Origin of the sequence: Saccharopolyspora sp. SCSIO 74807 (genome assembly GCF_037023755.1) — a bacterium.
Lineage (GTDB): Bacteria > Actinomycetota > Actinomycetes > Mycobacteriales > Pseudonocardiaceae > Saccharopolyspora_C > Saccharopolyspora_C galaxeae.
In genome coordinates, this window is sequence record NZ_CP146100.1 from 2,379,240 (window position 1) to 2,403,074 (window position 23,835).

Genomic DNA, 23,835 nt, shown 5'->3' on the forward strand with positions numbered 1-23,835 from the left:
CGAAAGCGCGGCACCGGGAGTTCCGGTGCCGCGCTTTTCGTTGGATCGGCTTCGCCGGGTCAGCCCTGCCGCAGCGTGGCCATCGCCCGCTCGAACTCCCAGAAGGACCGCATGGAGCGGAGTTTGCCGTCGCCGTCCACCTGGTAGATGAACACGCCCTCGGCGTCCATGATCGAGCCGTCCGGCAGGTGGGTGCGGATGAAGCCGACGTTGGCGACCTCGTCGCCCGCCGCGAAGGACTCGTGGATGTGGAATTCCAGGCGTGCGGCCGTGGAAATGGTGTTGTCCCAGAACCCTTCGATCCCGGACCTGCCGTGGTGGCCGTTGCCTTCCGGGTCCAGCGGGGACTTGCCGACCGGGTCCTGGATCACCGCGTCCGGCGCGAACAGCTCGAGCCATTCGGCTTTCGCGCCGCGCACCACGGCATCCATCGAGGCGAGCGCGGCTTGCCTGGCGGGGTGCGCGTTCTTGGTGGCGGTCCAGACGACATCGGGGTGCATGGTTCCTCCTCGTACGCGGATTGATCCAAGTGAACGGACCGCTCGTCCGACTAGATTGGTCAAACGGTCCGTTCACTCCGGAAACTGACGCGCTGCGCCGACATGCCTGCGCCTAGCCCGATCCGGTGAATCGATCCGAGTGAACGGACCGCTCGTCCCACTAGATTGGTCGAACGGTCCGTTCACTCCGGGGGAAGATGCGCTGATCGGGTGGCGTCCGGGAGTGTCGGCCGCGCGCCGGACTCCCATGGGAGCGGCGGTCAGAGCTGGGCGATGATCTTTTCGCCGAAGCGGGCTATGGAGTCCTTCTTGGCCTGGAGGTCCGCGTCGAAGGGGTGACCGTCCAGCAGCCACGGGACCGTGATGGCGTCGGTGACGCCGATGTCGGCCTGCTCCCGGTAGCCGTCCAAGCCGAAGCGGTCTACGCACACCGCCTGGATCTCGAAAGGTTCCGCCGCGCGCCCGAATTCGGTGCGCAGCTCGGTGAGCCGGTCGATCGTCTCGCGCAGCTGATCCAGGCTCATCATCGCCGAAGCCCACCCGTCGCCGCGCAGCGCGGCGCGGCGCAAGGCCCGCTTGCTGTGCCCGCCGATGTAGATCGGCACCCGCTCGGCCGGTGCCGGCGACATCTGAAGCCGGTCGAAGTCGAAGAACTCCCCGTGGTGCTCCACCATTCCGCCGCCGAGGATCAGCCGCAGCACGTCGATCGCCTCGTCCACCCGCGGCCCGCGGTGCTCGAACGGCGCACCGCACCACTCGAACTCCTCCGGGGTCCAGCCGATGCCGATCCCGAGCCCGAAGCGGTCGCCGGTCAGCCGGGCGGCCGAGGCGACCTGCCGGGACAGCAGCACCGGATTGCGCGGACCGAGCTTGAGCACCGAGGTGTAGAACCGGATCCGCTCGGTCACCGCGCCCATCGCGCCCGCGGCCACGAGCGGATCGACCCACGGGGTCTCCGCGTTCCACATCCGCTTGCCGTCCGCGGTGTACGGGTAGTCGGCAGCGACATCTTCGGAGTAGAACAGGGAATCCGGCAGCGCGATGGCCGAGAATCCGGCCTGCTCGGCGGTTCGGGCGAGTTCGGTGAGTTCTTCCAGCGGGCACATGGCCACCGACAACGTGAACTTCATCAGCGCTCACCCGGCCGATCCGAACCGACGACCCACATCGAGAAGTACTGCGAACCGCCGCCGTAGGCGTGCCCGACCGCGGTGCGCGCGCCGTCGACCTGGTTGTCCCCGGCGCGCTTCATCACCTGCTTGGCGGCTTCGGCGAAGCGCAGCATGCCGGAGGCTCCGATCGGATTCGAGGAGAGCACGCCGCCGGAAGGATTCACCGGCAGCCGACCGTCGATCGCGGTGGCACCGGACTCGGTCAGCCGCCAGCCGTCGCCTTCCGCGGCGAACCCCAGGTTCTCCAGCCACATCGGCTCGAACCAGGAGAACGGCACGTAGATCTCCGCGACGTCCACTTCGGACAGCGGGTCGGTGATTCCCGCCTGCTGCCACAGCGCGGTGGCGGCGTCCTTGCCCGCCTGCGGACTCACCTGGTCGCGGCCGGAGAAGGTGATGGGCTCGGTGCGCATCGAGGTCGCGTGCACCCACGCGACCGGTGCCGCCGCGTCGCGGGCGGCGGTCTCGTCGCCGAGCACGATCGCGCAGGCGCCGTCCGAGGACGGACAGGTCTCGTCGTAGCGGATCGGGTCCCACAGCATCTGCGAGCCCATCACCGACTCGACCGTCAGATCCGATTTGCGCACGTGCGCGTAGGGATTCTTGCTGCCGTTGAGCCGATCCTTCACCGCGACCATCGCCCCGACGTGCTCCGGCGCGCCGGAACGGCGGATGTAGGAGCGCACGTGCGGCGCGAAGTAGCCGCCCGCGCCCGCGCCGACCGGCATGTTGAACGGCGGTGAGATCGACAGCGCCCACATCGCGTTCGACTCGGACTGCTTCTCGAACGAGACCGCCAGCACCCGGCGGTGCACGCCGCCCTGCACCAGGCTCGCCGCGACGTTCGCGGTGGAGCCGCCGACGGAACCGGCGGTGTGCACCCGCATCAGCGGTTTTCCGTTGGCGCCCAACGCATCGGCGAGCATCAGCTCGGGCATCATGACGCCCTCGAACAGGTCCGGGGCCTTGCCGACCACGACCACGTCGATGTCCTGCCAGTCCACGCCCGCGTCGGCCATGGCGCGGTCCACCGCTTCGCGGCAGAGCCCGGCCATCGAGACGTCGGTGCGGCGGCTGGCGTGCTTGGTCTGCCCGGTGCCGAGTACGGCGGTGTGCTGCTTGCTCATCGATTCCCGCCTTCCATCACGCACACGAGGTTCTGCTGCAGCGCGGGGCCGCTGGTGGCGTGTCCGAGCACTTTCCGAGCCGCGCCGTCCCAAACCCGGCTCGCGGCTTCGCCGATCCGGGAGAGTCCGGCCGAGAACATCGGGTTGCCGCACAACGCGCCACCGGAGGGGTTCACGCGCACGTCGTCGCCGAGCCCGATCGCCTCCCGCAGCAGGAGTTCCTGGTGGGTGAACGGTGCGTGCAGCTCGGCGACTTCGACCTCCGCCGTACCGGCCGCGCGCGCCGCGCCTGCGGTCGACTCCGAGGTGGTGAGGTCGCGAATGCCCAGGTGAGCGGATTCGATGCGGTGTTCCAGGCCGGTGATCCACGCGGGACGGTCGCAGAGGTCGCGGGCGCGGCGCGCGCCGGCCAGCACGATCGCGGAGGCTCCGTCGGTGATCGGGGCGCAGTCGTGCTTGCGCAGCGGATCCGCCAGGTACGGCTCGCGGAGCAGGTCGGCGGTTTCGACCTCGCCCGACAACTGCGCGTTGGGGTTCTTCCTGGCATCGGCCCGGGATCGGGCCGCCACTTCGGCCATTTGCCGTTCGGTGAACCGCCCGGATTCCAGGCCGAGCCGGGCCTGCAATCCCGCGACACCGACCGAATCCGGCCACAGCGGCGCGACGAAGTACGGGTCCAGCTGCATCGCGAGCGTGCGCCGCAGGTCACCCGCCGAGGCCTTGCCGAAGCCGTACACCAGCGCGGTGTCCACCTCGCCGGTGCGGATCTTCACCCACGCCTCGTAGAGCGCCCACGCGGCGTCCATCTCCACGTGCGACTCGTTGATCGGTGGGAAGGCGCCGATCGCGTCGATGGCCGCGAGGAACGAGAACGCGCGACCGGCCATGTAGTCCGACGAGCCGGAGCACCAGAACCCGACGTCCTTGTTGGACAGTCCGGTGTCCGCGAGAACCTGCTCGAACACCGGCACCAGCATCTCGACGCCGTTGGTGGTGCCGTCGGTGGCGCGGACGTTCGGCGCCTGGGCGAATCCGACGACGGCGACATCGTTGTCGGCCATGCGCGCTCCTTCCCGATGTCGGTTGAGTTTTCCCGCGCAGCGGTGGGGTTTCACGCCCCGTCGGGAACGCGGTGGGGTGCTCTTAGGGGGCGTTTGAGTGTGGTGTCCGGATCTTTGTCTTGTCAGCGGCGGAGCCGCTGAGCAGTGGCCATGCAAGCAACCGGCACCGCGGCGGGTTCTCAGCGGCTTCCTCACGAGGACAGCGATTTCGCCGCGTATGGGCATACGTCAGAAATCGATCCCGGAGTGAGGAAGCCGCTGAGGTTCCGCTACCGGCACCGCTACGCAAATCATTCCGAAAGGACTCCTCAGAGGTGGTGGGAGTAGGACTCGAAGGGCGCGTCCGGCTGTCCGGACGGCTCGAAGTGGTCGATGTTCTGCAACGTCGTGTCCCACTCCTCGCGCGGTTTCCACGCCGCGCGCACCCGCATCCCCATCCGCACGTCCTCGGCCGCGCAGCCCAGAACCAGGTGCAGGAACGGGATGTCCGCGCCGTCCAGCAGCACGTAAGCGGCGACGTAGGGCGGGTCGATGCGCTGGCCGAGGAACGGCACGTTGACGATGCAGAAAGTGGTCACGATCCCGGTGTCCGGGAGTTCGACCTCGTCTTCGGTGGGCACCGCGTCGATCGGGCACGAGCCGCGCGGCGGGATGTAGACCTTCTCGCAGACGGGGCAGCGCTGGCCGAGCAGCCTGCCTTCCGCGAGCCCGCGCAGGTAGCGGCTCTCCTCCGGTGAGGCGGAGTGCTGGTAGTGCAGGTGGATCGGGGTGGTCAGCATGGTGACCGGTTCATCGGATTCCGGCGCCTCGGGCGGCTGCGGCGCGTTGCCGGTGGCGGGCTCGAAGCAGGTGATGTCCCGGATGCTCCCGCAGGGCTCGTCCGTCCAACGTGGACGCACGCGCATCCCGGTGCGCATCCCGTCGGCGGAACCGGCGTCGACCGCGTGCAGCAGCGGGGTGTCCGCGCCGTCCAGGCGCACCAGCGCCCAGGCGAAGGCGTGCTGCAACGGCTGGCCCTCCAGCGGGTCCGGTGCCCAGGACCAGCTCAGCACCGTGCCCTCCGGGCCGACGTCGACGAGTTCGTCGAGGGGTTGGAAGGTGCTCGGGTCGTACTCGATCGCGGGCACGTGCACCCGGCCGTCCGATCCGCGCACTCCGGTGATCCGACGCTGCCGCAGCGCGGTGGCGAAGCGGCCGAGCACGGATCCCAGTGAACGGGTGTAGTCGAAACCGACTTCCAGCGGTGCGCTGAGCGGTTCGGAGATCTCAGTCACGTCGATTAGTGAAACATGTTCTCGTCAATCGGGCAACGCTGGCGCAGGATGGGAGGACCGCGGCCGGACCGGCCGCCCGCCACGTCAGGAGGTCCATCGTGCGTCTCGGTCTGCAGCTCGGATATTGGGGTGCCGCACCGCCGGACAACGCCGCGGAACTCGTCGCGGAAGCCGAACGCGCCGGCTTCGACGGCGTTTTCGCCGCGGAGTCCTGGGGTTCCGACGCGTTCACGCCGCTGTCCTGGTGGGGCTCGGGAACCGACCGGGTCCGGCTGGGCACTTCGGTGGCCCAGTTGTCCGCGCGCTCGCCGACGTCCTGCGCCATGCACGCGCTGACGCTGGACCACCTTTCCGGAGGCCGTTGCGTGCTCGGGCTCGGCGTCTCGGGCCCGCAGGTGGTGGAGGGCTGGTACGGCGAGCCGTTCGGAAAACCGTTGGCGCGCACCAGGGAATACGTTTCGATCATCCGCCAGGTGCTGGCGCGGGAAGCGCCGGTGCGCAACGACGGTCCGCACTATCCGCTGCCGTTCGGCGGTTCCGGCTCGCTCGGGCTCGGCAAGCCGCTGCGCCCGATCACCCATCCGCTGCGCGCCGACCTGCCGATCTGGCTCGGTGCCGAAGGTCCGCGGAACGTCGCGCAGACCGCGGAGATCGCGGACGGCTGGATCGCGGTGTACTTCTCGCCGCGCATCGCCGAGGTCTACCAGCAGTGGCTCGCGGACGGTTTCGCGCGTCCCGGCGCGCGCAACGACCGCTCCGGGTTCGAGGTGGCCGCCACCTGCCCGGTCGTCGTAACCGACGATCCCGTTGCGGAGAAGGCGAAGGTGAAGCCCTACCTGGCGCTCTACATCGGCGGCATGGGCTCGGAGCAGGTGAACTTCCACGCCGACCTGTTCCGCCGGATGGGCTACGGCGAGGTGGTCGAGGACATCACCGCGCTTTTCCGCGCCGGTCAGCGCGCTGAGGCCGCAGCCGCGGTGCCGGACGAGCTGGTCGACGACGTCTCCATCATCGGCGACCGCGAGCAGGTGCGCGCCGGCGTCCGGCGCTGGGAGGAGTCCGGTGTGGACACGCTGCTGGTCGGTTGCCGGGACGCGGCGCAGCTGCGCGCGGTCGCCGATGCGGTGCTCGGCCCGGACTTGCCGCAATCGTGAAACACGTTCTAGCTTCGTGGGCATTGTCGGCGTCCGGGAACAGGAGTGCACCGTGACCGCTATCGGACTGTGGAACATCGCCGCGGAACAGCCCAGCCGGACCGCGCTGGTCACTCCGGACGGGCGGGAGGCCGGCTACGGCGAACTCGCCGCCGAAGCCGACCGGATCGGGCGCGGGTTGCAGCGCATGGGCCTCTCGCCCGGCGACAGCATCGTGCTGCTGCTGCCGAACGGATTCGACCTGGTCGCGGCGTACTTCGCGGCGATGCAGACCGGGCTGTACGTGGTCACGGTGAACTGGCACCTGGTCGGCGCGGAGATCGCCTACATCGTCGGGGACAGCGGCGCGAAGGCGTTCCTCGCGCACGAGCGGTTCGCCGAGGCGGCGGGCGAGGCCGCCGCGGAGGCCGGTCTTGCGGAAGAACGCTGCTTCGCCGTGGGTGAAGTGGCGGGTTTCCGGCCGCTGTCCGAACTCGGCGAGAAGGAACCCGTGGCGCGGCCGGACGTTCGCACCGCCGGTTCGCCGATGCTCTACACGTCCGGGACCACGGGGCGGCCGAAGGGCGTGCGCCGCGCGCTCAGCGGCGCCGACCCGGACGAGGTTCCGGCGCAGTCGCAGGGATTCTTCGGGATCTTCGGCCTGCAGGCGTTCGACGATCACGTGCACCTGTGCGGCTCGCCGCTGTACCACACGGCGGTGCTGAACTTCGTGAGCATTTCGATCCAGCTCGGGCACACGGCGGTGCTGATGGACCGCTGGGATCCGGAGCGGATGCTGCAACTCATCGAGCAGCACCGGGTGACGCACACCCACATGGTTCCCACGCAGTTCCACCGCTTGCTGGCGCTGCCGGAGGAAACGCGGCAGCACTACGACGTTTCGTCGATGCGGGCCGCGATCCACGGTGCCGCGCCCTGCCCGATCGAGGTGAAGCGGCAGATGCTCGATTGGTGGGGTCCGGTGGTGATCGAGTACTACGCCGCGACCGAAGGCGGCGGAACGGTGATTCCGGCCGAGGAGTGGCTGCGCAAACCGGGTTCGGTCGGGTTGCCGTGGCCCGGTTCGGTGGTGCAGATCCTCGACGACGAGGGCGGGGAGCTGCCCGTGGGCGAGGTCGGCACGGTCTACATGCGGATGGGCGCGTCCACCTTCGAGTACCACCAGGATCCGGAGAAGACGCGGAAAGCCCGCGTCCGCGACATGTTCACGCTCGGGGACATGGGGTATCTGGACGACGACGGGTACCTGTACCTGTGCGACCGGAAGAGCGACATGATCATTTCCGGTGGCGTGAACATTTACCCGGCCGAGATCGAGAACGTGTTGTCGGTGCATCCGAAGGTCGCGGACATCGCCGTTTTCGGCGTGCCGCACCAGGACTGGGGCGAAGAGGTCAAAGCCGTGGTCCAGCCCGCCGAGGATGCCGCCGCCGGCGACGAACTCGCCGCCGAACTCCTGGATTTCGCCCGCGGCAAGCTCGCCAAGTTCAAGCTCCCCCGCAGTGTCGAGTTCACCGCCGAACTCCCCCGCGACCCCAACGGCAAGCTCTACAAGCGCAAGCTGAAGGAGCCGTACTGGGCCGACTCCACCGCCAAGCATTAGAGCGAACGGACTGTTCGTCCGAATAGATTGGTCAAACGGTCCGTTCGCTCACCGACATCGGCGAGGGTTGTCCACAGGGAGCGGATTTGTCCACAGATCCGCGAAACCACACTTGCTCACGGAGCGGCATCGGAGCAACTTGGAAGGATGCCGATTCGAGCGCGTGCAGATTGGGACGCAGTGGTCACTGCGGCGGATCGTGATGTCATCACGGTCCGCGAGCTTGATCAGCTCGGCGTACCGCGCCAGACGGTCTTTTACCGGGCATCGGACGCCGGATCGTGGACCAGACTGCTGCCCGGCGTAATGCTGCTTCGCTCGGGCGAAGCGACAACCGAACAACGTTATGCAGCGGCGCTGCGCTATGCAGGTGACGGTTCGATGATCACCGGTTTGGCTGGATGCGCGTTGCACGGGATTCGACGGCGGCCCGAGACCGACGCTGTCCACGTGTTGATACCGGTGGCTCGCAAGCGCGCCAGCAAGGGATTCGTGGAGGTCGAGCGAACCGAGCGCTTGCCGACAGCCGTAATCCGGAGCGGCTTCAGGGTGGCGCCGCTGGTCCGCGCACTGCTCGACGCGGCACGTCAGCTGACCTCGCTGGACGAGGTGCGCGCATTGCTCGCGGAGGCCGTGCAACGGGGCATGGTGACCCCGGCGGCGTTAGCCGCGGAGCTCGCTGCCGGCTCACAACGTGGTTCGTCCCGGTGCAGAGTGGCGCTGGGCGAGATGTCGGTCAACGTCCATTCCGCTGCTGAGGGATGGGCTTACCGGTTGGTGCGGGGCTCCGACCTGCCCGCGATGTGGTGGAACGCGCGACTGCTGGCTGCGGACGGAACCCTGCTCGGCGTCCCTGATGGATGGATCGACGAGGTCGGCCTCGCTTGGCAGATCGACTCTCGCGCCTACCACCTATCGCCCGCTGATTACGAGAACACCGTCCGGCGGCACACGATGATGACCGCTGCGGGGATCGTGGTCGTGCACAGCTTGCCTGCGCGCATACGTACCGAACCCGATGCCGTGCTCGACGAACTCAGGCGCTCGTACCAGGCGGCACGGCAACGCCCGCGCCCAGCTGTCACAGCGATTCCGGGCGTCACCCGCAGCTAAACGCGGAAATCTTGCTTGCTCGCGCGGGACGATACCGAGCGAACGGACCGTTCGACCAATCTAGTGGGACGAACAGGCCGTTCACTCGGCTCAATCTGCCCGGTTGGGGTGGCGCGTCGGGGTGTCAGCACGGGGTGCCTATGCGCGGTGCTCCGTGAGCGAACGGACCGTTCGTCCGAATAGATTGGGCGAACAGGCCGTTCACTCCGGAAGTTGAAAGTCATTCGCCGCGGAATTCGGGTTTGCGCTTTTCGGCGAAGGCGCGCGGGCCCTCCTTGGCGTCGGCGCTGCGGAAGACGTCGAGGCCGAGGCGGGTGTCCACCGCGAACGCCTCGTTCTCCGGCATGCCTTCGGTTTCCCGCATCGTGCGCAGGATCGCCCGCACCGCCAGCGGCCCGTTGGCGGCCACCGCCTCGGCCAGTTCGAGCGCGGTGTTCAACGCCTCGCCGTCCGGCACGACCCGGCCGATCAGGCCGATCTCGCGTGCTTCTTCTGCGGTCAGGTGCCTGCCGGTGAGCAGGATTTCCGCCGCCAGCGTGTACGGGATCTGGCGCGGCAGCCGCACGGCCGAACCGCCCAGCGGGAACAGTCCCCACCGGCATTCGGAAACCCCGAAGCGCGCACTGCTGCCCGCGACGCGGATGTCGGTGGCCTGCAGGATCTCCGTGCCACCGGCGACCGCCGGGCCTTCCACGGCGGCGATGAGCGGCTTGCTGAGCCTGCGGCCCTTCAGCAGCGGCTCGATCACCGAGAGGTCGCCGTTGTCGTTGTCCCCGGGATGCGCGCTGCTCATCGCCTTGAGGTCCGCACCGGCGCAGAACGCCCCGCCCGCGCCGGTGAGCACGCAGGCCCGGATCTCGTCGTTGGCGTCGACCTCGTCCCACGCCTCGCGCATGATCGACATCATCTCGGCGGAGAGCGCGTTTCGCGCTTCGGGCCGGTTCAGCGTCACGACCAGCACCGGGCCGTGCCGCTGCACCAGGCAGTGCGCTTGCTCGGAGACTTCTCGGTTCTCTTGCGCCGGCGTGGCGGTCATGGGCGTCCTCCGGAGGATGTCGTGCGGCGGCCCGTTGCCACGCACGATAACATGTTCTAGTTTCGATCGGGTGGCACACAACATCGCAGATCTCTTCGAGCACGCCGTCGACCTGACACCGAACCGCGTCGCCGTGATCTGCGGCGAACGCCGGGTCACCTTCCTCGAACTGGAGCAGCGGGCGAACCGGCTCGCGCACCACCTCGCCGAACGCGGCCTCGGCCGGGGTTCGCACATCGGGGTTTACGCGCGCAACGGCATCGAGGCGCTGGAAGCCATGCTCGCCGCCTACAAGTTGCGGGCCGTCGCGGTCAACGTGAACTACCGCTACGTGCCCAACGAACTGCGCTACATCTTCGACGACGCGGACCTGTCCGCGCTGGTGCACGAGCGCCGCTACGCCGACCGGGTCGCCGAGTCGCTGCCCGACGGCTTGCGGCACGTGCTGGTCATCGAGGACGGCAGCGACCTCGATTTCGCCCGCTACGGCGGGGTTTCCTACGAGTCGGCGCTGCAGGGCGCCGCACCGGAGCGGGACTTCGAGCCGCGCTCGGACGGCGACCTGTTCCTGCTCTACACCGGTGGCACGACGGGGAATCCGAAGGGCGTGATGTGGCGCCACGAGGACGTCTGGCGCACCCTCGGCGGCGGGATCGACTTCATGACCGGTGAGCCGGTCGCCGACGAGTGGCAGCAGGCGCGCGAGGGCGCCGACAGCGGCGGCCTCGTCCGGTTACCGGCCGCACCGTTCATCCACGGCGCGGCGCAGTGGGCCACGTTCGGGAACCTGTTCGCGTGCAGCACGGTCGTGCTGCTGCCCGAGTTCGACGCGGACGAGATCTGGCGGGCCGTCGAGCAGCACTCGGTGAACGTCCTGGCCATCACCGGTGACGCGATGGCCCGGCCGTTGATCGAGGCGTATCACTCGGGCGGCTACGACGCGTCGTCGGTGGTCGCGATCTCCAGCAGTGCGGCGCTTTTCTCGCCGTCGGTGCAGGAGCAGTACCTGGAGGCGCTGCCGAACGTGGTGCTCACCGACTCGATCGGCAGCTCGGAGACCGGGTTCAGCGGGATCGGCGTGCTGTCCAAGGGCGGTGCGCAGACCGGCGGCCCGCGGGTCAACGCGGACTCGTCGACCGCGATCATCGGCTCGGACGGCAACGTGCTGCCCGCCGACTCCAGCGAGGTCGGCCTGCTCGCCCGCGCCGGGCACGTGCCGCTGGGCTACTACAACGACCCGGAGAAGACGGCGAAGGTGTTCGTCGAGATCGACGGCACCCGCTACGTCGTGCCCGGTGACTACGCCCGCTACGAGGCCGACGGCACGGTGACGATGCTGGGCCGCGGCTCGATGTCCATCAACACCGGCGGCGAGAAGGTCTACCCCGAGGAAGTCGAGGGCGTGCTGAAAGCGCACCCCGACGTGTTCGACGCGCTGGTGTTCGGCGCGCCCGACGAGCGGCTCGGCCAGTGCGTCGCCGCCGTCGTGCAGCCCCGGCCGGGCGCGGACCTGGCCTGGCCGGAGCTCGAAGCGCACAACCGCGAGCGGATCGCGGGCTACAAGGTGCCGCGCAAGTTGTGGCTGGTCGACCAGGTGCAGCGCTCACCCAGCGGCAAACCGGACTACCGCTGGGCGCAGCAGCACGCCGAGCAGCACGAACCCAGCAGCACCAAGCAGCCGGGCACCGCAGCGGTGGCCGACGCAGTCGAAAGGAAGCCGTGATGCGCACCGCCCTCTGCGACCGACTCGGCATCGAGCAGCCGATCGTCGGGTTCACCCCGTCCGAGCACGTCGCCGCGGCGATCAGCCGCGCCGGCGGGCTCGGCGTGCTCGGCTGCGTGCGGTTCAACGACGCCGACGAGCTGGATTCGGTGCTGGACTGGATGGACGAGAACACCGGCGGCCGCCCCTACGGGGTGGACGTCGTGATGCCGTCCACCGTGCCGACCGAAGTGTCCGATGTGGACATCGAGTCGCTGATTCCGGATCAGCACCGGGAATTCGTGCAGCAGACGATGACCCGGCTCGGGTTGCCCGAACTCCCGGAGGGCGAGCGGAGCGGGGACGCGGTGCTGGGCTGGCTGCACTCGGTGGCGCGCTCGCACGTCGACGTGGCGCTGAAGCACCCGGTGAAGCTGATCGCGAACGCACTCGGATCGCCGCCGCCGGACGTCATCGGGCGCGCGCACGAGGACGGCGTGCTGGTCGCGGCCCTCGCGGGCAAGGCCGAGCACGCCCGCCGCCACGTGGACAAGGGCGTGGACGTCGTGGTGGCGCAGGGCCACGAAGCCGGTGGGCACACCGGGGAAATCGCCACGATGGTGCTCGTGCCGGAGATCGTCGACGCGGTGGGCGAGGAGGTACCCGTGCTGGCCGCGGGCGGAATCGGCTCGGGGCGTCAGGTCGCGGCTGCGCTCGCGCTGGGTGCCAGCGGCGCGTGGATGGGCTCGTGCTGGCTGGCCACCAAGGAGTACGGCATCGCCCTCGGCGGCGAGGCGATGCAGCGCGCGCTGGTCGGCGCGGACTCCAGCGACACGGTCCGCACCCGGATCTACACCGGAAAACCCGCGCGATTGCTGAAAACCCGCTGGACCGACGCTTGGGCCGAGCCGGACGCACCGGACCCGCTGCCGATGCCGCTGCAGAACATCCTGGTCAGCGAGGCCCACCAGCGGATCACCCGATCCGGCGATCCGGAGGTGGTGTCCATGCCGGTCGGCCAGATCGTCGGCCGGATGAACGAGGTCCGCCCGGTCGCCGACGTGATGGAGAGCCTGCTGCGCGAGGCGGGCGAAACCTTCGACCGGCTGGACAAGATCCGCTGAAGCGCGGGAGCGGGGATGCCATTGCGCATGGCGTTCCCGCGTTTCCGTTGCGCAGGCCGAGGGTCCGGAAGGGACTCGCCGTCCTCCGTGATTTCGTAGATCTCGCCTTGCGCTTCTGGCAATTATTCAGTTGCCGGAATTCGTTTGCCGGGGCCGTTGGTCCGGGCGAGCGAGTAGGGTTCCGCGCTACCGGGCGCGTTTCCTAATCTTGGCGAGGTCGAAGGAGGTCACGGCAGTGGGCGAAGAAAAGAACGACCACTCGGTCGAGGACGACAAGCAGACCGGCAAGACCAGCGGAGACGTGGACCCGAAAAAATACGAGGACGACGCGTGACCCTCGCCGCCGATGATGACGGCGTGCGTACGCTGATCGACGAATTGGAATCGGCCGGGGGCCTCCCGGCCGATTTCCGTTCGGTGCTGACCGCGGTCCCGCGCGAGTGGTTCATCCCCGATCGCATGTGGGTGCGAGAGGCCGAGGACGGGCCGTACCTGGCGCTGGATCGGGCCGCGGAACCGGACCGCTGGCTCGCGGCGGTCTACTCCAACCGCGTCATCGTGACCCAGTTCGACGGTGGGGCGACCGCCTGGCCGGTGGTCGGCGATCGGCCTACCTGCTCGGCGTCCATGCCGTCGGTGGTGCTCGGCATGCTGGCCGAGTCGGACGTGCGTCCGGGGCACGTGGTTTTCGAGGTCGGCACAGGTACCGGGTGGAGTGCTGCGCTGCTCGCTCACATCGTCGGTGCGCGGGGGAGCGTCACCACGGTGGAGATCGACCCGGTGTTGGCGGCGGACGCGCGGAAGCGCCTGGAGACGGCGGGTTTCGCAGCGGTGGACGCCAGGTTGGCCGATGGGGTGGCCGACGTTCTGCCGGACCGGGTGGATCGCGTGATCTCGACCGCAGGTGTCCACGTAGGACAGTTGCCGTTCCCGTGGGTGGCGAACACCCGTCCGGGCGGGGTGATTCTCGCGCCGATGCGGACCGATCTCGCTTCCGGCCCGCTGGTGCGGTTCGTCGTCGGCGAGGACGGGACGGCGACCGGGCGCGCCACCGCCCTGCGAGTCGGTTTCATGGAGCTGCGTTCGCACCGGGTCGCGTCCGATCCTGTCGGGGCGGAACGCTTCGACGATCCGGCGGCGGACCTCGGCTTCACCGATCTCGCGCCGTGGGTGCCACTACTGGCCGATGATCACCGCTGGCCGATCGCGGTCGCGGTGCCGTCGTGCCGGGTGAACGTGTGGGACCGCACCGAGGATCGGCCCGGAGTGGCGTGGTTGCGCGATCCGCTGTCCGGATCGTGGGCCAGCATCGTCCCGGAGGGCAACGGTCGGTACGTGGTCCGCCAGTTCGGTCCGCGCCGGTTGTGGGACGCGGCCGAGGCGGCCTACCGGTGGTGGCAGCAACGCGGCGAACCGCCGCTGTCGGCGTGGCAGTGGACCATCACCCCGGACCGGCAGAGCGTTGCGCTGCCGCCCGATTCCGCGCTGCCGTCCGATTCCGGGAGGTCCCCGCGAGCCGAACTTTCGGAGTGAACGGACCGTTTGACCAATCTAGTGGGACGAACAGGTCGTTCACTCAGAGGCGGTGAGCTCGGCGGCGCGCTCGGGGGTCAGCAGCTCGAACGACGGGTCCTGGCCCGGGCGCCACCACACCGGGTCGGTGCAGTTCCAGCGTTCCGCCGCCAGCGGGCGTTTGAGGACCTTGTGCGTGGCGGTGCGCGGCAGGTCGGCGGCGATGCGGACGAAGCGGGGGAGCTGCTTGGGGGCCAGGTCCGGCTGTGCGGCGAGGAAATCGCCGAGCTCGGCGGCGGTAAGCGGTGCGTCCGCGAGCACGATCGCGGCCATCACCTGGTCGCCGACCTCGGCGTCGGGCACGGCGTAGACCGCCGCCTGCGCGATGCCGGGGTGGCGCAGCAGGATCCGTTCGACCGGGGCGGTGCCCAGGTTCTCGCCGTCCACCCGCAACCAGTCGCCGGAGCGGCCGACGAAGTAGCAGAACCCGTCCCTGTCCAAGTAGGCGAGGTCCCCGCTCCAGTACATGCCGCCGCGCATCCGCTGCGCGTTCTCCTCCGGCGCCTTGTAGTAGCCGGCGAACGAGCCCGCGCCCGCGGTGTTGACCAGTTCGCCGACCGCTTGATCCGGGTTCGTGACCCGGCCGTCGCGGTCGAATTCGGCGGCGGGGCAGCGCTGCTCGGTCGCCGGGTCGAGCACTGCCACTCCCGGCCCGGGACGGCCGAGCGCGCCGGTCGGTGTGTCGGGGGTGCGCTGCACGACCACGCCGCCTTCGGTGGAGCCGAAACCGTCCACGACCTGGCAGCCGAAGCGCTCGGCGAACCGGTCCAGGTCGTTTTCGGCGCCCTCGTTGCCGTAAACGATCCGCAGCGGGTTGTCGGCGTCGTCGTCCCGCTCCGGGGTCGCGAGGATGTAGGAGAGCGGTTTGCCGACGTAGTTCGCGTAGGTCGAGCCGAATCGCCGCACGTCGGCCAGGAACCCGGACGCGGAGAAGCGCCGGCGCAGCCCGAGCGCGGCACCGGCGGCCAATCCGACCGCCCACCCCGCGAACAGCGCGTTCGAGTGGAACATCGGCATCGACAGGTAAACCCCGTCGCTGGGCGCGAGACCGAACCGGTTGGCCAGCATCCGCCCGGGAAAGGCGATCTTCTCGTGGGTGCAGCGGACGGCTTTCGGCTCACCCCCGGTGCCGGAGGTGAACAGCAGCGCGAGCAGGTCGTCCGGTTCGGCCGCCACCGGGTCCAGCGGCGAGCCGCGATGCTCGGCGAGCAGGCCCGCCCATTCGGCATCGTCGATGACCAGCACCCGCGCGGAATCCAAGTCCACTCCCGCGAGCAGCGCCGAGTGCTTGCTCTCGGTCACGACCAGTTCGCAGTCGGCCAACCGCACGTCGCGGCCCAGCGACTCGCCGCGCCGCCCGGTGTTGAGTCCGACCAGGACAGAGCCGGACAGCGCGGCCGCACCCAGCAGGAACGAGAACTCGGGAACGTTGTCCAGCAGCACGCCGACGTGGAACGGGCGATCGCCGCGGTGCAGCGCCTGCAGCAGGGCGGCGCGGTCGGCGCAGCACTGCACGTGCTCGGACCACGACCATTCCTGCTGCTCGAACTTGAGTCCCGGGCGCTCGTCGGCGGCGCGCGCGACGAGCAGTTCGGTGACCGTCGGAACGTGCTCGGACATGCGACTCCCTCGTCAGATGCCGGGCGGCCGAATGCACTCGCGGACGCCCGCCGGGTGACTGCGCGAACGATGTCGCCGCTCAGTCCAGGTCGGGTCCGTCCGCACCGGCCAGCGCGGCGCCGATCCGGCGCAGGTTGGCGGAGGCGGCACCGAGGGCGAACTCGCGGCGCTTGGCGGCGACGAAATACCGGTGCAGGTGGTGTTCGAGGTCGATGCCCACGCCCCCGTGCACGTGCACGGCGGTGTGCGCCACGCGGTGACCTGCCTCGGCGGCCCAGAACTTCGCGGTCGCCACCTCGCTGTGGCAGGGCAGGCCCTCGGTCGCGCGCCAAGCGGCCTGCCAGGTGGTCAACCGGACCGCTTCGACGTCGACGAAGGCGTCCGCGAGGCGCTGCGAAACGGCCTGGAAACTCCCGATCGGACGCTCGAACTGGGTCCGTTCCCGGGCGTACTCGGCGGTCAGCTCCAGCGCGCGTTCCAGCACGCCGAGCTGTTCGGCGCACAGGCCGAGCGTGCTGCGCGCGGCGAGCCAGCTCGCGGCGTCCTCGCCGCCCAGCACCCGATCATCGCCCAGCCGGACCTCGGTGAGGTCGAGCAGCGCTTCGCTGTCGGAGTCGACCACTTCCTGCCGCCGCACGGACACGCCCTCGTCGGACGCCCCGACCACGAACACCAGCGGACCGCGCTCGGTGGCCGCGGGCACCAGGAAGAAGTCGGCGGCGCAACCGGCGGGCACGGCGACCTTCCGGCCGCTGAGGAACCACTCGCCGCCGGAGCGATCCGCGCGGGTCGCGGGGGTTTCCGGCAGCGGGTCGGCATCTTCGGCGAGCGCGGCGGTCAGCACGATCTCGCCGTCACCTGCCGGGCGCGCGAACCGTTCCAGCTGCTGCTCGTCGCCGAAGCGGGCCACCGCGGAGGCGCCCGCCGCGATCGAGGTCAGGTACGGCACCGGCGCCACCGCCCGGCCCAGCTCCACCAGCACGCTGCACTGCTCGAGCAGTCCGCAGCCACCGCCGCCGAGGGATTCCGGCAGCGCCGCGCCGAGCACCCCGGCCTTCGCCAGGTCCGTCCACAGTGCACGGTCGAAGCGGTCGGGCTGGGACTCGACCTCGCGCAGCCGAGCCGTCGTCACCCGGTCGGTGAGGATGCTGCGGGTCAACTCGGTCAGATCTTGCTGGGCCTCGGTAGGTGCGAAATCCATCGGCTGCGGACTCCTTCGGGAAGGAACTGCCGGGCGGAACCTCGGCGGTGAACGTGTTCGGCAGGGGTCGGCGCAGGGGGTCAGCGCCGCGCAGGGGGCAGTCCGAGCCCAACGGTCGAGACGATGTCGCGCTGGACTTCGTTGGTGCCGCCGCCGAAGGTGAGGATCAGCGCCGAGCGGTGCATCCGCTCGACCCGGCCGTGCAGCGCGGCGCCGGGCGAACCTCCGCGGACGTGCGCGGCGGGCCCGAGCACCTCCATCAGCAGCCGGTAGGCCTCGGTGGCCAGCTCGGTGCCGTAGACCTTGGTCGCCGAGGCGGCCGCGGGAGCAGGCTGCTGCTCCGCGGTCCAGGCGATCTTCCAGTTCATCAGCTTCAACACCTCGGCACCCGCGTGCACCCGCGCGAGGTGCGTGCGCACCCACTCCTGGTCGATGACCCGGCGGCCGTCCGGCAGCTCGGTCTCCCGCGCCCATTCGCGGACCTGCGCCAGGGCGGAGCGGATCGGCGCGGCCGAGGTCAGCGCGACCCGCTCGTGGTTGAGCTGGTTGGTGATCAGCGGCCAGCCCTCGTTCTCGCCGCCGACCAGCGCCGTGGCCGGAACCCGCACGTCCTCGTAGTAGGTGGCGCTGGTGGTCGGCCCGGCGACGGTGTGCACCGGTGTCCAGGAGAAACCCGGTGCGTCCGTCGGGACGATCAGCATGCTCAGGCCCTTGTGCTTGCGGGCTTCCGGATCGGTCCGGCAGGCCAGCCACACGTAGTCGGCGTACTGCACCAGGCTGGTCCACATCTTCTGGCCGTTGATCACGTACTCGTCGCCGTCGCGGACCGCGGTGGTGCGCAGCGAAGCGAGGTCGGTGCCCGCTTCCGGCTCGGAGTAGCCGATGGAGAAGTGGATCTCACCGGCGGCGATGCCGGGCAGGAAGTGCGCCCGCTGCTCGGCGCTGCCGTAGCGCATGATCGTGGGCGCGACGCTGTTGAGCGTCAGGAACGGAACCGGCACTCCGGCGATGGCGGCCTCGTCGGTGAAGATGAGCTGCTCCAGCATCGTGCCGCCGTGCCCGCCGTGCTCCCGGGGCCAGCCGAGCGCGAGCCAGCCGTCGGAGCCGAGCTGGCGGACGATCCGCTTGTACGCCTCGCCGTCGCCGTAATCACCCCCGGTCGCCAGCTCCTCCCGGAGCTCGTCGGTCATCAGCTGCGCGAAGTAGTCGCGCAGGCGCTTGCGCAGCCGTTCCTGGTCGGAGTTGAAGCCGATGCGCATGGGGCCTCCTGGGCGAGCGACCCGGCCGGGCGCTGTGTGCAACAAGTTTCAGTTACTTTAGACCGCCGGGTGCCCCGGAGTCGACCAGCGTGGTGACAACGTCTTTTTCCGCGCAGGCTTCCCTGGGTCGCTAATATGCAACTTGTTCTACATCGTGTGCCGGCGATGAGCGGGCAGGCCGGAGCGGTGCGCGCCGGTGTCGCATGAGCGGTCAAGTTCCGATGGCCTCCGAATGGAGTAGTGAATCCCGCGGCACCGTCTCGTTGCCCTTCTAGGTCCGCCCGCGTCGAGCGCCCGATGAGCCGAGCCCTACGAACGCGGAGGAAGCGATGGAGATCGGCGTGCGGACCGAGCTGTGCGAGGCGAACGGAGTCTGCGTCGGGCTGGCCCCGGCGGTGTTCGAGCTGGACGACGACGAGCTGTTGCAGATCCGGCACCCGGTACCGGACGAAGATGTAGAACGTGTTGCGAAAGCCGTGCATCTTTGTCCGAAAGGTGCACTGTTCATTGCAGGAAGTGAAGCTGACGACGACTCTTGAACATCCTGAAAACAAGTTCTAGTGTGTGTCGCACATAACAGCCGCTATGCGGCGTTCTCGGACTTGGTGGGGAGACGGGCCGGTGAAGGCAGCGGTGCTCAACCAGATCGGCGACGACGCGCTGGACGTCCGCACGGACGTCCGGGTCGTGCCGCCGGGGCCGGGCGAGGTGCACCTGCGCGTCCGCGCCGCGGGGATCTGCCACAGCGATCTCTCGGCGATGAACGGTGGCCTTCCCGCGCTCGCTCCCGGAGTGCTGGGCCACGAAGGGGCGGGCGAAGTGCTCGCGGTGGGCGAGCAGGTGACCGACCTGGCACCGGGCGACCGCGTCACCATCGCGTTCGTCCCGCCGTGCGGCAACTGCCGGGACTGCCTCAACGCGCAGCCGCACCTGTGCCAGGTGCACGTGGTCGCGTCGTTCACCTCGCCCAGGTTCAAGGTCGGTGCCGCGCCCGCCTTCGGATTCACCGGCACCGGCACGTTCGCGGAGGAGCTGGTCGTGCCCCGGGACGGCGTGGTCAAGGTCGAACCGGACGTGCCGTTCGAGGTCGCCGCGCTGCTCAGCTGCGGAGTGCTGACCGGGGTCGGCGCGGTGCTCAACACCGCGCGGGTCGAGCCGGGGTCCACAGTGGTCGTGATCGGCGCGGGCGGCGTCGGGATCTCGGTCATCCAGGGCGCCCGGATCGCCGGTGCGCGGCAGATCGTGGCCGTGGACCCGGTGACCGCCAAGCACGCCGGGGCGAAGCGGTTCGGTGCGACGCACGCGACCACGCCGGAGGGCTTGGACGATCTCAAGCAGGAACTGACCGGCGGTGCCGGGTTCGACTACGCCATCGAGGTCGTCGGGCGCTCCGCCACGATCCGCGCCGCCTACGACGCGGCGCGGCGCGGCGGCGACGTGGTGCTCGTCGGTGCCGGTGGGCCGGACGAGAAGGTCGAGTTCTCCGCGCAGGAATTGTTCGTCAACGAGCGGAACATCCTGCCGTCGTTCTACGGCTCGGCCGACCCGCGCCGGGACATCCCGCGGCTGCTGGACTTCTGGCGGGCCGGACTGCTCGACCTCGAAGGCATGGTGAGCAGGCGGATCGCCCTTTCCGACATCAACGACGGGCTGAGCGCGCTGAGCAGCGGTGATGCCGCCTTGGTCCGCCAGATCGTCACTTTCGACTAGTGGAGTCCGGCCGCCGTTCGCCGCGGCCGTGCTCCGCGCACGAACCGCCGCGGCGGTGCGCAACCGCGAAACCCGCGACGAAGGAGTTCTACTGTGGACAGTCAGGCGTTGGACCTGCGCGGCAAGGTCGCCGTGGTGACCGGCGCGGGCGCCGGGCTCGGCCGTTCGGAAGCGCTCGCGCTGGCGGGCGCCGGTGCGGACGTGGTGGTCAACGACGTCTCGGCGGCCGCGGACGCGGTGGTCGGCGAGATCGAGGAGGCAGGCGGCAAAGCCGCCGCCGTGCGCGGCGACATCAGCGAACAGGCCGTGGCCGACGAGCTGCTCTCGACCGCGGTGCAGCGCTTCGGCGGACTGCACGTCGTGGTGAACAACGCCGGCCTGCTGCGCGACCGCATGGTCTTCAAGATGAGCGACCAGGAGTGGGACGACGTCATCCGGGTGCACCTGCGCGGGCACTTCCTGGTCTGCCGCGGGGCCGCGGCGCACTGGCGCCAGCAGTCCAAGGACACCGGGTCGGCGGTGTACGGGCGGATCGTGAACACCGCGTCGGAGGCGTTCCTGTTCGGCGCCGAAGGCCAGCCGAACTACGCCGCGGCGAAGGCGGGCATCGCCTCGCTAACGGTTTCCACCGCTCGCGCGCTGGCGCGCTACGGCGTGCGGGCGAACGCGATCTGCCCGCGTGCGCGGACGGCGATGACCGACCAGATCTTCGGCCCCGCTCCGGAAACCGGGGTCGATCCGCTGTCCACCGAGCACGTGGCGCCGTTCGTCAGCTACCTGGCCGCACCCGCGGCCGACGCCATCAACGGACAGGTTTTCGTCGTGCACGGCGGGAAAGTCGCGCTGATGGCGCCGCCGAAGATCGAGCAGCGGTTCGACGCGGCAGGCGATACCTGGAGCACCGCGGAACTCGCGGAGGTGGTCGGCGGCTACTTCGCCGACCGCGGGGAAGGCATGTTCTCCAGCACCGACCTGCTCTCGCTGGGCTAGCGCAGCAGGCAGGCGCGCGGCGGAGAACTTCCGGCTGTGCCGCGGATTCACGAGCAACCTGCGCCGGACGACCGACAGGAGTGACAACGATGTCGCTGACCGTGCAACAGCATCGCGCACAGGTGGGGCTGCAGGACGGCTCGTTGTTCGTGGACGGCCAGTGGCGGCAGGCCCGCTCCGGCAAGACGTGGACGCATCTGCACCCGGCGACGCAGGAACCGGTGGGTACGTTCCCGGTCGCCGATGCCGAAGACGTCGACGAAGCGGTCCGCGCCGCGCGCCGCGCCTTCGACGAGGGGCCTTGGCCGAACCTGCCTGCCGGGCAGCGCGTGAAAATCCTGCACCGCTACGCGGATCTGCTGCGCGAGAACGCCGACGAGCTGCGCGGGCTGCAAGCGCTCGACAACGGAGTTCCGCTGTCGTTCGGCAACGTCTACGCGGCTTCGGTGGACGCCGCCGCGGACGTCTTCGACCACCACGCGGGCTGGATCGACAAGGCCGGTGGCGAGACGCTGCCCGGTTATCAGGGCGGCGAGCACCTCGCGATGACGCTGCGGGAACCGATCGGCGTGGCCGCCGCGATCCTGCCGTGGAACGCGCCTTTCCTGCTCTACGCCCAGAAAATCGCTCCCGCGCTGGCGGCGGGCTGCACGGTCGTGCTCAAACCGTCCGAGTACGCGACGTTCGTCGTGCTGCGGATGGTGGAACTGCTGGCCGATGCCGGTGTGCCGGACGGCGTGGTCAACGTCGTCACCGGCACCGGCGAACCCACCGGGGGAGCGCTGATCGGCCACGAGCTGGTGGACAAGATCAGCTTCACCGGCAGCCGCGAGGTCGGCAAGCGCATCGTCGAGGTCTCCGCGGCCACGCTGAAGCGGGTTTCGCTGGAACTCGGCGGGAAAAGCCCCGCCATCGTCTTCCCGGACACCGACGCCTCGCTGGCCGGGATGACCGCGATGGGCATGGTGACGCTCGGGTTGTCCGGGCAGGGATGCGTGGTGTGCAGCAGGGCGCTGGTGCACCGCGACGTCTACGACGAGTTCCTGACTGCGGCCGAGATGATCGCGGGTTCGGTCACCTACGGCGACCCGTTCGACCCGGCCGTGCTCTCCAGCCCGCTGATCAACGACAAGCAGCTGCACCGGGTGCTGGGCTTCGTCGAATCCGGCAAGCAGGACGGCGCCCGGCTGATCACCGGCGGAGACCGGCCGGACGGCGAACTCGGTGCCGGGAACTTCGTGAACCCGGCGATCTTCGCGGACGTGGACAACAAGATGAGCATCGCCCAGCAGGAGATCTTCGGGCCGGTGCTCTCGGTCGTGCCGTTCTCGGACGAGGACGAAGCCGTGCGGCTGGCCAACGACACCGAATACGGCCTCGGCGCGGGCGTTTTCACCGCGGACGCGCAGCGCGCGTTCCGGGTCTCGCGGAGGTTGCGCGCCGGGACGGTCGGAATCAACGGCTTCCAGGTCGAGCCGCACCTGCCGTTCGGCGGATACAAGCAGTCCGGGCTGGGCCGGGAAGGCGGCCGCAGCTCCTTCGAGTCCTACACCGAACTCAAAACGGTGCTCATGCCGTTGACCGACGAGATGATGTGAGTCCCGTTATGGCGCGTTTGCAAGGAAAGACCGCGATCATCACCGGCGCGGCGAGGGGTCAGGGCGCGGCTGCGGCGCGGCGCTTCGTCGCGGAGGGCGCGAGCGTGCTGCTCGCCGACGTGGCCGACGAGCCGGGCAAGGCGCTGGCCGACGAACTCGGCGAGAGCGCGCGCTTCGAGCACCTCGACGTGTCCGAACAGGACGAATGGCCGGTCGCGGTGCGCGCGGCCGAGTCCGCGTTCGGGCCGGTCGACGTGCTGCTCAACAACGCCGGAGTGCTGCACTTCGCCGAACTCGGCGAGACCGCGCTGGCCGACTACGAGCGGGTCGTGCGGATCAACCAGATCGGCACCTTCCTCGGGATGCGCGCGGTGCTGAGCTCGATGCCCGCGGGCGGCTCGATCATCAACGTGTCCTCTGTGGAGGGTCTGGGCGGGATGCCGTTCACGGTCGCCTACACCGCTACCAAGTTCGCCATCCGCGGGATGACCAAGGTCGCCGCGATGGAACTCGGCGAGCGCGGCATCCGGGTGAACTCGGTGCACCCCGGGATGATCGACACCGACATGGTGCGCAGCTTGGGCGGACCCGAGATGAACGACCACGTCGGCGCCCGGGTCGCGCTCAAGCGGGTCGGCCAGCCGGACGAGATCGCGCAGCTGGCGGTTTTCCTCGCCAGCGACGAGAGCTCGTACTCCACCGGCGCCGAATTCGTCGCCGACGGCGGCGCCACCGCCACGCACTCGCTGTCCCGATAGCACTGCAACCCGCTGCGACGAAAGGCATCAGTGCCATTGCTCGACCCGTAGCAACGAACGCTTCGCAGGAGTCGTTTCAGTATGATTTTCGGTCTTGTCTTGTCAGCGGCGGAGCCGCTGAGCAGTGACCATGCCAGCAACCGGCACCGCGGCGGGTTCTCAGCGGCTTCCTCGCGAGGACAGCGATTTCGCCGCGTATGGGCATACGTCAGAAATCGATCCCGCAGCGAGGAAGCCGCTGAGGTTCCGCTACCGGCACCG

20 protein-coding genes are annotated in these 23,835 nt (G+C 69.5%); 11 read left to right on the forward strand and 9 right to left on the reverse strand.

Annotated elements, in window-relative coordinates:
* Nucleotides 1-59: 59 nt before the first annotated feature.
* The 5 genes from V1457_RS10915 to V1457_RS10935 form a co-directional block, all read right to left on the reverse strand.
* On the reverse strand, nucleotides 60-500 hold the full coding sequence (locus tag V1457_RS10915) for a nuclear transport factor 2 family protein (protein ID WP_338603095.1): 441 nt from the start codon (nucleotides 498-500) through the stop codon (nucleotides 60-62).
* 260 nt (nucleotides 501-760) lie between these two features.
* A complete protein-coding gene (locus V1457_RS10920) occupies nucleotides 761-1,630 on the reverse strand; it encodes a TIGR03619 family F420-dependent LLM class oxidoreductase (RefSeq protein WP_200069163.1) in 870 nt (289 codons plus the stop codon).
* The gene (locus tag V1457_RS10925) at nucleotides 1,630-2,799 is read right to left on the reverse strand and encodes a thiolase domain-containing protein (RefSeq protein WP_338603099.1); all 1,170 of its coding nucleotides are present in this window, start codon (nucleotides 2,797-2,799) and stop codon (nucleotides 1,630-1,632) included. Before V1457_RS10925 ends, V1457_RS10920 begins: the two co-directional genes overlap by 1 nt.
* A complete protein-coding gene (locus tag V1457_RS10930) occupies nucleotides 2,796-3,860 on the reverse strand; it encodes a thiolase domain-containing protein (RefSeq protein ID WP_338603102.1) in 1,065 nt (354 codons plus the stop codon). Before V1457_RS10930 ends, V1457_RS10925 begins: the two co-directional genes overlap by 4 nt.
* A gap of 308 nt (nucleotides 3,861-4,168) precedes the next feature.
* Nucleotides 4,169-5,125 (reverse strand): Zn-ribbon domain-containing OB-fold protein, encoded by a 957-nt coding sequence (locus V1457_RS10935; protein ID WP_407074781.1) that lies wholly within the window; start codon nucleotides 5,123-5,125, stop codon nucleotides 4,169-4,171.
* Between the two features lie 107 nt (nucleotides 5,126-5,232).
* On the opposite strand from V1457_RS10935, the gene V1457_RS10940 reads away from it, so the two are divergent.
* The 3 genes from V1457_RS10940 (at nucleotide 5,233) to V1457_RS10950 (ending at nucleotide 9,004) form a co-directional block, all read left to right on the forward strand.
* The gene (locus V1457_RS10940) at nucleotides 5,233-6,288 is read left to right on the forward strand and encodes an LLM class F420-dependent oxidoreductase (protein ID WP_338603108.1); all 1,056 of its coding nucleotides are present in this window, start codon (nucleotides 5,233-5,235) and stop codon (nucleotides 6,286-6,288) included.
* Nucleotides 6,289-6,340: 52 nt separating this feature from the next.
* Nucleotides 6,341-7,891 (forward strand): acyl-CoA synthetase, encoded by a 1,551-nt coding sequence (locus V1457_RS10945; protein ID WP_295140520.1) that lies wholly within the window; start codon nucleotides 6,341-6,343, stop codon nucleotides 7,889-7,891.
* Between the two features lie 180 nt (nucleotides 7,892-8,071).
* Nucleotides 8,072-9,004: a hypothetical protein gene (locus V1457_RS10950; RefSeq protein ID WP_338603113.1), complete on the forward strand. Its 933-nt coding sequence runs from the start codon at nucleotides 8,072-8,074 to the stop codon at nucleotides 9,002-9,004.
* Between the two features lie 220 nt (nucleotides 9,005-9,224).
* Here the strand turns inward: V1457_RS10950 and V1457_RS10955 are convergent, their stop codons facing one another.
* Nucleotides 9,225-10,040, reverse strand: a complete 816-nt coding sequence (locus tag V1457_RS10955) for a crotonase/enoyl-CoA hydratase family protein (protein ID WP_200069169.1) — start codon at nucleotides 10,038-10,040, stop codon at nucleotides 9,225-9,227.
* Between the two features lie 70 nt (nucleotides 10,041-10,110).
* On the opposite strand from V1457_RS10955, the gene V1457_RS10960 reads away from it, so the two are divergent.
* The 3 genes from V1457_RS10960 to V1457_RS10970 all read left to right on the forward strand — a co-directional run bounded on the left by V1457_RS10960 (nucleotide 10,111) and on the right by V1457_RS10970 (nucleotide 14,399).
* The gene (locus V1457_RS10960) at nucleotides 10,111-11,763 is read left to right on the forward strand and encodes an acyl-CoA synthetase (protein WP_295140513.1); all 1,653 of its coding nucleotides are present in this window, start codon (nucleotides 10,111-10,113) and stop codon (nucleotides 11,761-11,763) included.
* Nucleotides 11,763-12,866 carry a nitronate monooxygenase family protein gene (locus V1457_RS10965; RefSeq protein ID WP_338603117.1) on the forward strand — a complete coding sequence of 368 codons (1,104 nt, stop codon included), beginning with the start codon at nucleotides 11,763-11,765 and terminating at the stop codon, nucleotides 12,864-12,866. The genes V1457_RS10960 and V1457_RS10965 overlap by 1 nt, the downstream gene beginning before the upstream one ends.
* Nucleotides 12,867-13,196: 330 nt before the next feature.
* Nucleotides 13,197-14,399 (forward strand): methyltransferase domain-containing protein, encoded by a 1,203-nt coding sequence (locus V1457_RS10970; protein WP_338603121.1) that lies wholly within the window; start codon nucleotides 13,197-13,199, stop codon nucleotides 14,397-14,399.
* 39 nt (nucleotides 14,400-14,438) lie between these two features.
* Here V1457_RS10970 and V1457_RS10975 read toward each other — a convergent pair whose 3' ends face one another.
* From V1457_RS10975 to V1457_RS10985, 3 genes are all read right to left on the reverse strand, one after another.
* Nucleotides 14,439-16,058 carry a long-chain-fatty-acid--CoA ligase gene (locus V1457_RS10975; protein WP_338603124.1) on the reverse strand — a complete coding sequence of 540 codons (1,620 nt, stop codon included), beginning with the start codon at nucleotides 16,056-16,058 and terminating at the stop codon, nucleotides 14,439-14,441.
* Between the two features lie 79 nt (nucleotides 16,059-16,137).
* Entirely contained in the window at nucleotides 16,138-17,259 is a 1,122-nt protein-coding gene (locus V1457_RS10980; RefSeq protein ID WP_200069173.1) for an acyl-CoA dehydrogenase family protein, read from the reverse strand.
* Nucleotides 17,260-17,339: 80 nt separating this feature from the next.
* Nucleotides 17,340-18,518 carry an acyl-CoA dehydrogenase family protein gene (locus tag V1457_RS10985; RefSeq protein ID WP_200069174.1) on the reverse strand — a complete coding sequence of 393 codons (1,179 nt, stop codon included), beginning with the start codon at nucleotides 18,516-18,518 and terminating at the stop codon, nucleotides 17,340-17,342.
* 329 nt (nucleotides 18,519-18,847) lie between these two features.
* On the opposite strand from V1457_RS10985, the gene V1457_RS10990 reads away from it, so the two are divergent.
* The 5 genes from V1457_RS10990 (at nucleotide 18,848) to V1457_RS11010 (ending at nucleotide 23,574) form a co-directional block, all read left to right on the forward strand.
* The gene (locus V1457_RS10990; protein WP_200069175.1) at nucleotides 18,848-19,057 is read left to right on the forward strand and encodes a ferredoxin; all 210 of its coding nucleotides are present in this window, start codon (nucleotides 18,848-18,850) and stop codon (nucleotides 19,055-19,057) included.
* Between the two features lie 82 nt (nucleotides 19,058-19,139).
* Nucleotides 19,140-20,228, forward strand: a complete 1,089-nt coding sequence (locus V1457_RS10995; protein ID WP_338603131.1) for a Zn-dependent alcohol dehydrogenase — start codon at nucleotides 19,140-19,142, stop codon at nucleotides 20,226-20,228.
* A 93-nt stretch (nucleotides 20,229-20,321) separates the two neighbouring features.
* The gene (locus V1457_RS11000) at nucleotides 20,322-21,218 is read left to right on the forward strand and encodes a 3-oxoacyl-ACP reductase (protein WP_338603134.1); all 897 of its coding nucleotides are present in this window, start codon (nucleotides 20,322-20,324) and stop codon (nucleotides 21,216-21,218) included.
* Nucleotides 21,219-21,307: 89 nt separating this feature from the next.
* Nucleotides 21,308-22,816, forward strand: a complete 1,509-nt coding sequence (locus V1457_RS11005; protein WP_338603137.1) for an aldehyde dehydrogenase family protein — start codon at nucleotides 21,308-21,310, stop codon at nucleotides 22,814-22,816.
* A gap of 8 nt (nucleotides 22,817-22,824) precedes the next feature.
* A complete protein-coding gene (locus V1457_RS11010) occupies nucleotides 22,825-23,574 on the forward strand; it encodes a glucose 1-dehydrogenase (RefSeq protein ID WP_338603140.1) in 750 nt (249 codons plus the stop codon).
* The last annotated feature ends 261 nt before the right edge of the window (nucleotides 23,575-23,835 follow it).